Annotated in this window: 12 protein-coding genes; 6 read left to right on the top strand and 6 right to left on the bottom strand. The window is 67.5% G+C overall.

The annotated features are described in order from the left end of the window. Positions 1-145 precede the first annotated feature (145 nt). Positions 146-1285, top strand: a complete 1140-nt coding sequence (locus EU800_RS05560) for a GlxA family transcriptional regulator (RefSeq protein ID WP_129629405.1) — start codon at positions 146-148, stop codon at positions 1283-1285. Between the two features lie 62 nt (positions 1286-1347). On the opposite strand, the gene EU800_RS05555 is transcribed toward EU800_RS05560, so the two are convergent. Further along, the gene (locus EU800_RS05555; protein WP_129629403.1) at positions 1348-2013 is read right to left on the bottom strand and encodes a PRC-barrel domain-containing protein; all 666 of its coding nucleotides are present in this window, start codon (positions 2011-2013) and stop codon (positions 1348-1350) included. A 167-nt stretch (positions 2014-2180) separates the two neighbouring features. Here EU800_RS05555 and EU800_RS05550 point away from each other — a divergent pair, with 167 nt between their 5' ends. Continuing rightward, entirely contained in the window at positions 2181-2441 is a 261-nt protein-coding gene (locus tag EU800_RS05550) for a hypothetical protein (RefSeq protein WP_129629401.1), read from the top strand. Between the two features lie 50 nt (positions 2442-2491). On the opposite strand, the gene EU800_RS05545 is transcribed toward EU800_RS05550, so the two are convergent. The 4 genes from EU800_RS05545 to EU800_RS05530 all read right to left on the bottom strand — a co-directional run bounded on the left by EU800_RS05545 (position 2492) and on the right by EU800_RS05530 (position 8642). Then, a complete protein-coding gene (locus EU800_RS05545) occupies positions 2492-4273 on the bottom strand; it encodes an SLC13 family permease (RefSeq protein WP_129629399.1) in 1782 nt (593 codons plus the stop codon). 215 nt (positions 4274-4488) lie between these two features. Beyond that, the gene (locus tag EU800_RS05540; protein WP_129629397.1) at positions 4489-5151 is read right to left on the bottom strand and encodes a flavodoxin reductase; all 663 of its coding nucleotides are present in this window, start codon (positions 5149-5151) and stop codon (positions 4489-4491) included. A 131-nt stretch (positions 5152-5282) separates the two neighbouring features. Continuing rightward, positions 5283-6998, bottom strand: coding sequence for a thiamine pyrophosphate-dependent enzyme (locus EU800_RS05535; RefSeq protein ID WP_129629395.1), 1716 nt, complete (start codon positions 6996-6998; stop codon positions 5283-5285). A 9-nt stretch (positions 6999-7007) separates the two neighbouring features. After that, positions 7008-8642, bottom strand: a complete 1635-nt coding sequence (locus tag EU800_RS05530; RefSeq protein WP_129629393.1) for an FMN-binding glutamate synthase family protein — start codon at positions 8640-8642, stop codon at positions 7008-7010. Positions 8643-8968: 326 nt separating this feature from the next. Here EU800_RS05530 and htpX point away from each other — a divergent pair, with 326 nt between their 5' ends. The 4 genes from htpX (at position 8969) to EU800_RS05510 (ending at position 11564) form a co-directional block, all read left to right on the top strand. Beyond that, a complete protein-coding gene (gene htpX, locus EU800_RS05525; RefSeq protein WP_129629392.1) occupies positions 8969-9874 on the top strand; it encodes a zinc metalloprotease HtpX in 906 nt (301 codons plus the stop codon). 153 nt (positions 9875-10027) lie between these two features. Next, complete coding sequence (locus EU800_RS05520) at positions 10028-10477, top strand: hypothetical protein (protein WP_129629390.1); 450 nt, start codon at positions 10028-10030, stop codon at positions 10475-10477. 126 nt (positions 10478-10603) lie between these two features. After that, positions 10604-10900 carry a hypothetical protein gene (locus EU800_RS05515; RefSeq protein WP_129629388.1) on the top strand — a complete coding sequence of 99 codons (297 nt, stop codon included), beginning with the start codon at positions 10604-10606 and terminating at the stop codon, positions 10898-10900. 4 nt (positions 10901-10904) lie between these two features. Further along, positions 10905-11564, top strand: coding sequence for a Fe2+-dependent dioxygenase (locus EU800_RS05510; protein ID WP_165354569.1), 660 nt, complete (start codon positions 10905-10907; stop codon positions 11562-11564). 48 nt (positions 11565-11612) lie between these two features. Here the strand turns inward: EU800_RS05510 and EU800_RS05505 are convergent, their stop codons facing one another. Next, positions 11613-13022: a CoA transferase gene (locus tag EU800_RS05505; protein ID WP_256369755.1), complete on the bottom strand. Its 1410-nt coding sequence runs from the start codon at positions 13020-13022 to the stop codon at positions 11613-11615. Positions 13023-13064 lie beyond the last annotated feature (42 nt).

Below are 13064 nucleotides of genomic sequence, written 5' to 3'. Positions count from 1 at the left end.
GCGGAACTGTTTTTGCCGAGATCCGTCAGGGTCACTCCGGCTATCGCGCAGGCCGGCTCGATAGGGCCAGTTTCCGTGGCAAGCCTCGGAAGCTGTTGACGCTGGAAGCCATATCATGCATCGATCTGGCCAAAATTGAGACATCATGGCCCCAGAGCTTCACCGCCCCTCCAGCATGCCGCCGATCTTCCTGTTGTTTCTGCAGCCGGAATTTCCGTTGAACGCGCTCGTGCTGGCGATCGACGCGCTCCGGATCGCCAACCAGAACTCGGGGCGGGAACTCTACCGCTGGGTTCTCGTTTCGGAGACCGGCGGCGCAGTGCGCGCCTCCAACGGGATGTGCCTGGACGCCGATTGCTCATTCGAGACGATGCCGGTGGGGACGCATTACATGGTCTTCGAGGGAAACCTGCCGACGCAGCACAATTCCAGCAAACTGCTCAATCACCTGCGCGCGGCGGCCCGGTTCGGCGCGGTCGTCGGGAGCGCCGACACCGGTGCCTTCGCACTTGCCCAGGCCGGACTGATCGGCACGGCGGAGATCCCGGAGGTCGTGCTTCACTGGGAGGCGGCGCGGACCTTTCAGGAACTGTTTCAAAGCTCCGTCGTCGAGGATCGCCTGTTCCGGATCGGCAACGGCCGGGCGCAGTCAGCGGGCGGGATCGCGACGCTGGACATGATGTTGGAGCTCATCGCCGGCATCAGCGGCGAGGCGCTGGCCAACGAGGTCGCGAATGCCATGGTCCATACCCGTCGCCCTGCCACCGTGGCGCAGCGCGGCGACGCGGCGCCCCGGACCGAAACCACCACCCTCGCCGCGCGGCTGATCACCAAGATGGAGCAGAATCTCGACTTCCCGCTGACCCTGGATGCATTGGCCCGGGAACTCGCGGTGTCTCCACGCACCCTGACACGGCTCTGCCAACGTACCTTCGGCGAGAGTCCGATGCGGCTCTATCTCAGGATTCGCATTCAGGCGGCGCGGAACTTCCTGTTCTACGAGGAATTTTCGATCGGCGATGTCGCGATCGCCTGCGGATTCTCCTATCCGGCGGTCTTCTCGCGCTCGTTCAAGCGCCAGTATGGCCAGACGCCACGGGAGTTCCGCGAGCACCTGCGCCGCAACCAGTATTCATCGCTTCGTCCGGAGATCCGGAGGCCAGTATTCATCGCTTCGTCCGGAGATCCGGAGGCTGGCGCGCGACAGCCGCGGCTATCCGGACCTGGCTGCGCCGACGGGGTCTGCCGGAAACCAGACGTGACAGTGCCCGGAGAAAGGCGCTGAGGGGGCGACCAGCCCGGGCGCTCCACTTGCCGCCGGATGTCATTCCGCGTGATGCATCGGCGTCAGCGGGAGGCAACCTCCTCGGGAACTGCCGTCTCCCCGAAAACGAGATGGGTGCCCTGTTCGGCGATGTGACGCAGCATGACGTAGGGCAGCGCTGCGCCACGGGAGGGCAACGGCCCGGGGCCGTTCAGCACGAAGGCCAGGATTCGGCCATTCTGCGGATCGAAATCCATGTCGTGGAGGCGGCCGATCTCGCCGCTCGCGTCGAAGGCCGGAAGGCCGAGCCAGTGGCCGACGCGCTGAAGCGACCGGATCAGGGGCGCCGCAGAGGTCCCGTCGAGGGTGTCGTCGTCCCGATCGTCCTTGCCGGCCTGCAATTGCTCGTAGAGCAGGATCGGCGAGATCGTGCTGCCGAACGGGCCGACGATGACCGGCGGCCAGAGGCGGAGATCGATCTCTTCGGCCCGATCCGTCTCGTTCCATCGCGGCGCTGTTTCGAGCGCTGCCTCGTCCAGCGAGACGCTCCAGCGGCCGCTATCGCCTTCCGGCGGCGAAAGCAGATCGGTCGAAACGATGACGGTGTCGGTCGTCAGCCAGCCGCCTAGGTCGAGCGCGATGTAGCGAATCATGCCGTCTTCGAGGCGAAAGAACGCATCGCGGAACTCGCCCTCCCGGTCGCCGACATCCAGTCGCGTTCCGATCAGGTCTCGTATGGACTGAAGCATCTTCAATCTCCCTGGTGGTGCTGGAACGTCAACGTTCCAGACGCCGATGAGTTCCAATTTCCGTGATTGATCGCAACCTTTCCGGCATGGCAGGCTCCTTGACGAACCGTAATCGGACAGCCCGGCCGGCGGCCCCGCGCCGGAGCGCAACCAACAGGGAGAAGCCCATGACCGAGTCTCTGGATCCCATCGTCGAGGGGAGGCTACTCGCCTTTCGGCATATTCTCTGCCTGCTTGCGGCGGGCGTCAGGGGAGAGGCGCTGCTCTCGGCGCTCGAGACCAGCTATCAGGACGGGCAGGAAGATCCCGGCGCTTCGGCGGAGGATTCCGTCGATGCCGTTGTCTTCGCAATCGAGACTGCAAAGGCGGACGAAGAACGTGCGATCCGCGACCTGCTCGAGCTGACGCTCGGAGCCCGAAGCAGCTGACGGCGTCCCTGCCGTAGACCTCCGGCGCGTGTCACCGGTCAGCCGCCCGGTTACAGCGGCCAGACCAGAAGGATCATCGGCACGGCAATGGCGACGACAAGGATTTCGAGCGGCAACCCCATGCGCCAGTAGTCGCCAAAGGCGTAGCCGCCCGGACCGAGGATCAGGGTGTTGTTCTTGTGCCCGATCGGCGTGAGGAAGGCGCAAGAGGCCGCGACGGCGACCGCCATCAGGAACGGGTCCGGGCTGACGCCGAGGCTTTGGGCCATCTGGATCGCCACCGGCGCGGCAACCACGGCCGTGGCGGTGTTGTTCAGGACATCGGATAGCGTCATGGTGACGATCATGAGCAGGCAGAGCAGGGCCCATGCCGGCCATCCCGCGCCCAGCCCGAGCAACGCATCTGCGATCAGGGCGGTCCCGCCGGCCGCGTCGAGAGCCGCGCCGAGCGGGATCATCGACCCCAGCAGCACGACGACCGGCCACTCGATGTTTTCGTAGAGCTCCGCGAGCGGCAACACCCCGGTCAGCACATAGGCGACAACGACGATGCCGAGCGCCACGGGAAGATAGACCAGGCCGAAGGACGCCGCGGCGACCGCCAGGCCGAAGATCCCGATGGCCGTCCAGACCTTGGCGAAATCCGTGACGACGAGGCCCCGGTCGGCGAGCGGCAGGACGCCGAGCCAGTCGCTAACCGTCTCTTCCTCGCCCTTGGGCGTCAGGAGGAGCAGGATGTCGCCGGCACGGACATCGGTTTTGCGGACCTCCTTCGGGATCCGGCGCCCCCCGCGCGAGATTCCGAGCAGGACGGTGCGCTGCCTCCAGGCGAGCCCGATCCGTCGCGCCGACTTGCCGACGATCCGCGCCGTTTCCGGCACGACGGCTTCGACGATCGACAGGCCCTCGCCGACGAGCCCGATCCGCGCACCTTCCTCTCCGTCAAGGAATTCCAGTCCGGTTGCCGCGCGATACTCGTCGAGCGCCTCCGGCAGCGCCTCGAGGACGAGCGAGTCGCCCTCCTGCAGAACCGTGTTGCGCTGTGTCCCGTAGCGACGCTTGCCGTCCCGCGCCAGGCCGATGACGGCGACGTCGTTCTTCTCGGCCGCCTCGTAGGTCTCGAAGAGCCGGCGCCCGATCAGGTCCGATCCGGGGGGGATCTTCAGCTCGGCAACATAGTCCTTCACCCGTTCGCGCGCTTCCGACAGCACTCCGTCGCCCTCGGCGCGCGGAATCAGGCGCCAGCCAACCAAAGCCACGAAGGCGAGTCCCACGAGCGCCACGCCGCCACCGACCGGGGCGAAATCGAACATGTTGAACCCTTCGCCCAGCTGGTCCCGCCGGATGCCCGCGATGATGATGTTGGGCGGCGTGCCGATGAGCGTCGCCATGCCGCCGAGGATCGTGCAGAAGGAGAGCGGCATCAGCGTCAGCCGGGCCGACCTCCCGGCCTTTCGGGCCGTCTGGATATCCACCGGCATGAGCAGGGCAAGCGCCGCGACATTATTCATGAAGGCGGAGAGCGCGGCCGCGATCGCCCCCATGAAGGCGATATGCGCACCGACGCTGCGCGCGGAATCGACCAGCGTCCGCGTGATCAGGTAGACCGCCCCGGACCGCTGGAGCCCGGCAGAAACGACCAGCACGAGCGCGACGACGAGGGTGGCCGGATGTCCGAACCCGGCAAAGGCCTCTTCGGACGGAACGAGCCCAAGCACCACGCTTGCCATCAGCGCCGAGAAGGCGACCAGATCGTAGCGGAGCCGCCCCCAGAGGAGCAGCGCGAAGACCACGCCAAACAGGGCGAAGAGGAGTGTCTGTTCGGCTGTCATTGGATGACCCTATGCGCCGGCGGTCGACCGGTCCAGACCTGCCCGGGGGAGTTCGGTTGCGTGAGACGGTAAATGGCGTCGACCTGAAGGATCAAGCTTGGCCGCTGGCCCGCCGGACGGGTACTTCCTGACTTCGATCGTTCGGAGCAGGTCATTCTCCCGCACGTCTTGCGGCGACGCGGCAGCGGGTGCCGCGCCGTTTCACCTCGCTGATGCTATTCCTCGCGCGTAATGCGGTCCGAGGGCACGCCCCGTTTCTCAAGGATTTCAGCCACATGCTCTTCCATCTTTGGCGGCCCGCAGAGGTAGAACCGCTGGCCCCAGTCGTCGATCACCGAGTCGAGGAGTGCTTCGTCGATCCGGCCGGTCCTCAGGCCGCTGCTCTCCTCCTCGACGACAAAGACAGTCACGAGGCCGTCCATCCCCTCCCACAGCGGTCGCAGGATGATGTCGCGTTCCGTCGCGTTGGCAAAGACCAATGTGGAGCCCGACAGCGTGCCCGACCGGGCGCGTGCCGACAGGATGCCGATGAACGGTGTGATCCCGGCGCCGCCGGCGAGGAACACGCCCGGCCCGTTATCCGCGATGGCGCCCCAGGGATCGCCGATCAGCAGGCTGTCGCCGGCCTTCAGGGAGTGGAGTTCCTTCGTGACGCCGTCATGATCGAAATAGCTCTTGATCGTGAAGCTCAGGACATCGGCATCCGGGTCGCTGGTGAAAGTGAAGGGCCGCGTCTCGTCGCGCAAGCCGTCACGGTCGATTGCGACCTCGGTCGCCTGTCCGGGCGTGAACGTGTAGCCCGAAGGCTTGGTGATGACGTAGTGCCGTGTATCCCGTGTCAGCGGGACGACGTCGAGCAGTGTAGTTCTGTGTGTCATGTCGGCTCCTTTTGACGAGAACGCACCAGACCGGCGCAGGTTCCGAATGCTCCAACCGGCAGGAGATTTCCGCGCCCGCCGTTGAGGAAGTCGCGGGCATGGGCAGCCACCAGCCGCGTTCCTCCGCCCGGTTAGCGCAGGAAGTTGTCGCGCAGCAGCGCGACGACCTCTTTGCCGCGCCCGTCGAGCACCGCCTTCATGCCGAAGAGCGCCGTCGAGGCCACCTGTCCCGTGGTCACTTCCGGCGGCATCACCAGTTCCATGCGGTTGACCTTGACGTCGAGGAGCGCCGGCCCCTCGGCCGCGAGCCACGCGCGCATCGCCGGTTCCAGCGCGTCTGCGCTGTCCACGCGCCACCCCTTCAGGCCGCAGACCTCCGCCAGCTTCGCGAAATCGGGGTTCTCGAGTTCCGTGAAGGCGTCGAGCAGACCTTCGACGCGCTGTTCCATCTCGACGAAGCCGAGCGAGCCGTTGTTGAAGACAAGGAGCTTCACGCCGAGCCCCTCCTGCTTCAGCGTCAGCAGGTCGCCCATCAGCATCGTCAGCCCGCCATCACCACAGAGCGCCACCACCTGCCGGTTCGGAAAAGCTGCGGCGAGCCCCATCGCCTGCGGATAGGCGTTGGCCATGGTGCCGTGCAGCAGGCTCGTCAGGAAGTGCCTTTGGCCATTGGCGGTCAGGTGCCGCAGCAGCCAGACCATGGGCGAGCCGCCATCGGCGGTGAAGAGCGCGTCGTCTCCGGCAAGCCGGTCGAGCATCTGTGCCACGCTTTGCGGATGGATCAGCGTCGGGTCGCGGTTCTCCCCGCTCTCAGCGTAGCTCTCGCGGTCCTTCTGCCAGCGGTCCAGCGCGGCCTGAAGGTGGCTGTCGTCCTCGCGCGGTTCGAGGCGCGGCAGCAGCGCGTCGATCGTGTCGCCCACATCGCCCACTAGCCCCATGCGGATCGGTGCGCGGCGGCCGAGATGGGTCGGGTCGCTGTCGATCTGGATGACGTGCTTGGCCTCGGGATAGAACTGGGTCCAGGCGAAATCCGTTCCGAGGCAGAGCACGATGTCGGCCCGGTCCATCGCCTCGGCGCCAGCTCTGTTCCCGAGGATGCCCGTCATGCCGACGTTCCATGGGTTGTCGGGCTCGATGAATTCCTTGGCGCGGCTGCTGTGGACGACCGGCGCCCGAAGCGCCTCGGCGAGCCGGACCACGTTGGGCCCCGCGTCGCGCGCCCCGATGCCGGCATAGAGCGTCACCGATGGCGCGCCGTTGAGGACCTCTGCCAGCGCGCCGAGCTCGTCGTCGGAGGGGCGGAGCACCGGCGACGGGCGGTGGACCGACCAGTCGAGCTTGTCCTCCGCCGTCGCGTTGAACATGTCTCCGTTGACGATCACCACCGCGACGCCGCCGCGGGTCAGCGCCGCCTGGGCCGCCATCGCGGTGATCCGTCGGGCCTGGTCCGGGTGCGAGATCGCCTCGCAGAACACGCTGGTTTGCTCGTAGATCTTCCGTTGGTCGACCTCCTGCGGAAAGTTCAGCCCGGCCTCGGAGCGGGCCACGTCGGAGGCAATCAGCACCACGGGCGCGCCGTTTCGGTGGCTCTCGAAGATGCCGTTGACGAAATGCAGGCTGCCCGGCCCGCAGGTGCCGGCGCAAACTGCCAGCTCCCCCGTTACATAGGCTTCACCGCCGGCCGCAAGAGCGCCGGCCTCCTCGTGACGCACATGGATCCAGCGCAGGTCCGAGCGGCGCACCGCGTCCGTGAAATGGTTGATCGTGTCGCCGACGATGCCCCAGCAGCCTTTCGCCCCTGCCTTCAGCAGAGTATCGACGACGATTTCGGCAACAGTCTCGGCCATGGAAAGCTCCTACATTTCTGTTTGGTCGGTGCGGGTGCGCGCGCGCCCCGACACCAGGTCGATCGCCGGGCGGAAACTGTCGGCCTGCGCCGCCTTCCACCAGTCGGCGTAGATGGTCTCCTCGGGCGCATCGATGAGCACGCCCCGCGCCAGGAAGGTGTGCACCCGATCCATCGGCACCGCGCGTTCCGGGCCGACCCGGTGCATCAGGTGATGCGGCTCCAACTCGGCGGGGTGCTTGAAGCCAGCAGATGCGACGATGTCGGCCAGCGCTTCGAGCGTCCTGGCGTGGAACTGCGCCGCGCGCTCGCCCTGAACCTCCGGCACCAGCCCGCGCTGGCGACCGGCACTCTGGGTGGTCACCCCGGTGGGGCAGGTGCCCAGGTGACAGCGTTGCGCCTGGATGCAGCCGATCGACAACATGAAGGCACGCGCCGCGTTGCACCAGTCCGCGCCCTGCGCAATGGCGCGGGCCAGGCCCATCCCGGAATAGACCTTGCCGCTGGCCGCGAGCCGCACGTGCTCCTTCAGACCGGCGCCGACCAGGGCATTGCGCATCAGGACCAACCCCTCGGATAGTGGCATGCCTACCCAGTCCGACAGCTCCAGCGGCGCCGCCCCGGTGCCGCCTTCGCCACCATCGACGACGATGAAATCGGGCCGGATGCCGGTTTCCAGCATGGCCTTGACCAGCGCGAAGGGCTCGTGCGGGTGGCCGATGCAGAGCTTGAGCCCCACCGGCTTGCCGCCCGACAGGTCGCGCAGCTTTGCGGCAAACTCCATCAGCTCGATCGGGGTCGAAAAGGCCGAATGCGCGCGCGGCGAGAGGCAGTCCCGATGCGCCGGAATCTTTCGGATGCCGGCAATCTCCTCCGTCACCTTGGCCGCCGGAAGTAGCCCGCCGTGGCCGGGCTTGGCGCCCTGGCTCAGCTTGATCTCGGTCATCCTGACAGTTTCCCGGGCGGCTCCGTCGCGGAAGCTCTCGGGGTCGAAGCGCCCGTCCTTGTCGCGGGCGCCGAAATAGCCCGATCCGAGTTCCCAGACGAGATCGCCGCCATGCTCCAGGTGATAGGGGCTGATCCCGCCCTCGCCGGTGTCGTGGTAGAACCCGCCGAGCGCCGCGCCACGGTTCAGCGCCCGGACGGCATTGGCCGACAGGGCGCCGAAGCTCATCGCGGAGATGTTGAGGATGGAGGCGGAATAGGGCCGGGAGCACTGGTCATTGCCAACCGTCACCCGCGGGGAGGTGTCGGGGTCGGACTTGGCCGCGATAGAGTGGCCGACCCAGTGATATTCCGCCGACTCGACGTCGCGCTCGGTGCCGAAGGGCTGGGTGCCGGTCTCTCCGCGCGCGCGCGAATGGATCAGGTTACGCGCCTCGAAGGAATAGGGCGTGCCGCTCAGGTCGTCCTCGACGATGTAGGCGTGCAGATAGGGACGCAGCTTGTAGAACAACCAGCGGATCCGCCCCGCGACGGGATAATTCCGGGTGATCGTCCAGCGGGTCTGCGAGAAATCGTAGATGCCGAGCGCGACAATGGCGAGGGCCGGCAGCGCGAGCCAGATCCAGCCTTGCGCAAGCGCGACTGCCGCCAGAAGTGCGGCGAGCAGCGGAATGATGGCGCGCTTCAGAAGATCGGGCACGGGCACGCCTCCGGATTTTTGGTGAAAGGGGCAGGGGAGGGCATGCGGCGTATGCCAAGGCGCGGCATGTCGCCGGGCCGCGAACGGGCGCGTCGGTTCATTTTCACCTCTCTACCGGAATTTGCCCGGTCCTGTTTCAACGAGGGTCAACGCCGCTGCGGCCGATTTGTTTCCTTTGCCGTGCAACTTCGGTCACTCGGTCGCACTCGTTGCGGCTGCGCTCATCTGGACCGGGTGCAAATGCGACCCGCTCCGAAAGCAGCAATTGTGCGACGGAGAACTGCGCCTATATCTTTCGCGACGATCAGATCCGGAAAGTGTGACCGATGGGCTATGTGAAGACAGCCATTCTGATGGCGGCGATGACGGCACTCTTCATGGGGATCGGCTATCTGCTGGCCGGAAGCGGGGGCATGGTTTTTGCCCTCCTGGCCGCAGCTGCGATGAACGCCTTCGCGTGGTGGAATTCCGACAAGATGGTGCTCCGGATGCACAACGCGCAGCCGGTCGGTGGTCACGACCCCGTCGGGCTGGTCCGCATGGTGGCCGACCTGGCGGACAACGCTGGCCTGCCGATGCCGCAGGTCTACCTGATCGACACACCGCAGCCGAATGCCTTTGCCACCGGCCGGAATCCCGACAACGCCGCCGTGGCGGTGACGACCGGCCTCGTGCGCAGCCTGTCGCGCGAGGAACTGGCCGGGGTGATCGCGCATGAGCTGGCCCATATCCGAAATCACGACACTGCGATCATGACGGTGACCGCGACCTTTGCCGGCGCGATCACGATGCTGGCCAATTTCGCCCTGTTCTTCGGGGGGCGGCGGGACCAGGGGCCCGGCCTTCTGGGCACGCTCGCGCTGATGTTCCTGGCGCCGATGGCGGCGGGTATTGTGCAGATGGCCATCAGCCGGACGCGTGAATACGCGGCAGACAAGGCCGGGGCCGAGATCTGCGGCCACCCGCTCTGGCTTGCCTCGGCACTGGAGCGCATCCAGTCGGCGGCGTCCCGGATCGACAATGACGTGGCGGAGCGCAATCCGGGCACGGCGCATATGTTCATCATCAACCCGCTGCACGCCCATGCGCGCGACAGCCTGTTCGCGACCCATCCGTCGACGGCCAACCGTGTGGCGGCCTTGCGCCAGATGTCGGCCGGCATGCCCGGGGCCGGACGCGAAGCTCCTCGGCAAGCCAGGAGAAATCGGCCGCCGTCCGGGCCCTGGGGATAGGCCCGTCGGGGATGCCCGGGTGAGCTCGCTTTCGCAGAGGCAGGTGAGACGCTTCGAGGCGGCGAGGCGGGCTTGGTTTCCCGCCGGCACCCGGACACGGTGGCCCGGCTCGGCTTTGTTGATGTAAATTATCAGAATATTTGGGGCGGAACCATGAGCACGGACGGAATCAAGCCGCGGCGTGTCGTCGAGGCGCGGCGGGTTCTCGCCCTCGGGGCATCGGCCGCCGTCCTCGGCGCGGCCTCCGGTGCGGCCCCGATGACGCCAACCTGGATCACGCCGAAGAGCCTGGTGCATCAGGTCGATGCCGAAGGTGAAGGCAGCGAGGCACCCGTCGAGGCGGAAGGCGAGGCGGAAAGCGGGGGCGATGCGGAGAGCGAAAGCGGTGAGGGCGGCGAAGGCGCCGTCAGTGCGGAGGGCGAGTCCGAGGGGGGAGATGCGACGGCTGAGGCGTCAGACCGCAGCGGCACCCTTGTCGTGATCGGCGGCTTGCTGCGCGCGGCCGAGGCGCTCCGCGCGGCGGGATATCCCGAAGCGGGCGCGCTTGTCGAGGAGGCGGCCGAAGCCGCAGAGCATGGTCTAGACGGAGCGCTGGCGGAGTAGCTCTACGAGGCGATCGAGGCTCTGGAGGATGCACAGGGGACCGAGGGATTTGCCGGCGTTCAGGATCGGCTCGCGACCGCTCTGGCAGGGGAGGACGCCGCGGACCGGCTCGAAGCGCTGCCTCCGGTGCTGCGCCAGGCGGGCGGAGCCTATGCCGAGGCCGTCGCAGACGGCGCCGTGACCGACCGGACCGAGTATCTCGAGGCGCTTGGCTTCTATCAGGCGGTCGGGGCCGAGCTGGAGGCGCTTTCCGGTGCCGGTGACGCAAATCTGGCCGAAGTCGTGGCCATGATGCAGGCAAGCCTGGAGGATGCGGCGCCGGCCTTCGGCGGTCTTTCGGGGGAGGGTATTGCCACTCCGGACGCCAGCCTGATCTATGGCGCGGCGGCGCGCATGGAACTGGCGGCGCTCAGGCTGCGCTGATCCGATGGCGCACGTGATCGGCGGCGTCGTTGACGCGCACGAAGTCTCGGCGATGCGGCAGGCGATCGAGGCTCTTGAGTTCGAGGACGGGCGCCACAGCGCGGGCCGATACGCCCGAGGCGTGAAGAGCAACGAGCAGGCGGCCGCAACGCCGGGGCGGGACGCGATCTTTGCCACGCTGCGCAAAGCGTTGAACGCCAACGCACTCTTCGTCAGCGTCGCGCGCCCCCGGAAGTTCGCCCGCATGCTGATCTCGCGCTATGGACCGGGGATGGAATACGGTACCCATGTCGACGATCCGATCATGCAGGGTAGCCGGACCGACCTCTCCTTCACGCTCTTCCTGAGCGCTGCCGACAGCTATGACGGCGGCGGGCTTGTGCTGGAAGATCCGCTTGAGGACCGGGTCTTCCGGCTCGAACCGGGCGACATGATCCTCTATCCGACGAGCGCCCTGCATCGGGTGGAGCCGGTAACACGCGGCACCCGTCTCGCCGTCGTGGGTTGGGTGACAAGCTGGGTGCGCGAGGCGGACCGGCGCGAGGTGCTTCACGATCTCGACCTCGCCGCGCGGTCGATCTTCGATGCGCAGGGCAAGACACCCGCCTTCGACCGCCTGCTGAAGGCAAAGAGCAACCTCTTCAGGATGTGGGCTGAGGGATGACGGTGGAGGGTGCGCGACCCGATCACGCGCACCGGGGGGCGTCGCAGGTCACTCTGTCCAGGCCGGAGGATCGGCGCCGGGCAGCGGCGGCGGACGGCGCCGGCGCGGCGGCGTGATGTCCATGTCCGTGACGGGCGGCAGGTGTCGGAGCCTTCCGAACGGCGTCCGGCTTTCCACCAGCAGGTCCTCGAAGAGGTCGGGTTCGGCCGGCGCCATGTGCTCCGGGACCGTGCCAAGCCTTGTGAGCCACATGCCGGTCTGACAGAGCGACGCGCGCACATGCCAGCTCCCGCCCTCCCGGCTGCGGCGCAGCAGCGCCTCCATGACCCCGCGTGCCGCCAAATAGCCGGTGAGGTAGTCGCAACAGGAACAGGGCGCGAGGCGCGGCGGGCGTCCGTCTGTGCCCGGCACCGTGACGCCCGTGGCGGCCTGGGCCAGGCCCTCCCATCCCCTGCGCCCGGACCAGGCGGTGTCGTGGCCGTAGCAATTGATGGACAGGTAGATGATGCCGGGGCGCAGGGCGGCGACCTGGTTCGCGCCGAACCCGAGACGGTCGAGTGCCCCGGTCCGGTAGCTCTGGCAGATAACGTCGGCGTCGCGCAGCAACTCCACGAGTTTTTCCCGCCCCCGGTCGGTCTTGAGATCGAGCGCGGTGCTGCGCTTCCCATGGCCGGTATCGGCGAGAAAGGGCTGCCGGTCGCGTCGCCCGGCAGCGGCGACATGCAGCACCTCCGCGCCGTGCTCCGCGAGCGTCCTTGCACATGTCGGCCCCGCGAGCGCGGAGCTCAGGTCCAGCACCTTCAGACCCGAGAGCGGCGCGCCACCGGCGGGCAGGGGAACCGGCAGCGCCTCGCCTATCCGATGCAGTTCGACCACCGGCCGGTCCCGAAGCGACTGTGCCACCGGGTGGTCGCGCCATTCCGCGGCGGTTCGCACGATCGCGCCGCAGGTCTCCGCCTCTGCCAGCGTCTCCTCCAGATCGTCCGAGTGCCACCTGCCGACCGCCGTGGCGATCCCGGCCGGATCGGTGTCCAGAACCTCGAGGAGGCGCTCGGCGAGATGCGGCAGGCCTCCGTGGAGGTGGATCCACCGGCCATCGGCGCAACGATAGATCCCGACGGCGGGGTTGCTCGCATTCTCGCCGCGCAGAACCGACCTCGCGCCCCAGGCGCGCCAGCCGCCGGGCTCGGCCTCCCAATCCTCGGCGCGTGCGCCCTCGCCGGGTGTGAGGCGCAGATAGGCGTAGCCGGCGAGCGACGCAGCCGCCGCGCGCACGTCGACGCGGACAGATTGGCTCTGGCCGGTGCGTCGGCGCCAGATCTCCGCTGCGGCGTCGCCGCAGAGAGCGATCGCCGTTGCAGCCGCCTCTCCGAGCGGTCGCGGAAACCGCATGACCGGGTCGCGGCCGGTGATGTTGGGTGCCTCGCCCATGAATGCGAGGCCGCCTTTTGCGGCCATATCGAGTGCGCGCTGCGGAAACGCCGGTGAAAGTCCGGGGTC

Source organism: Tropicimonas sp. IMCC6043 (assembly GCF_004146235.1).
Taxonomy (GTDB): Bacteria; Pseudomonadota; Alphaproteobacteria; order Rhodobacterales; family Rhodobacteraceae; genus Tropicimonas.
Note: the sequence above shows the minus strand (reverse complement) of the source record. Positions and strands in the feature narration are given on the sequence as shown.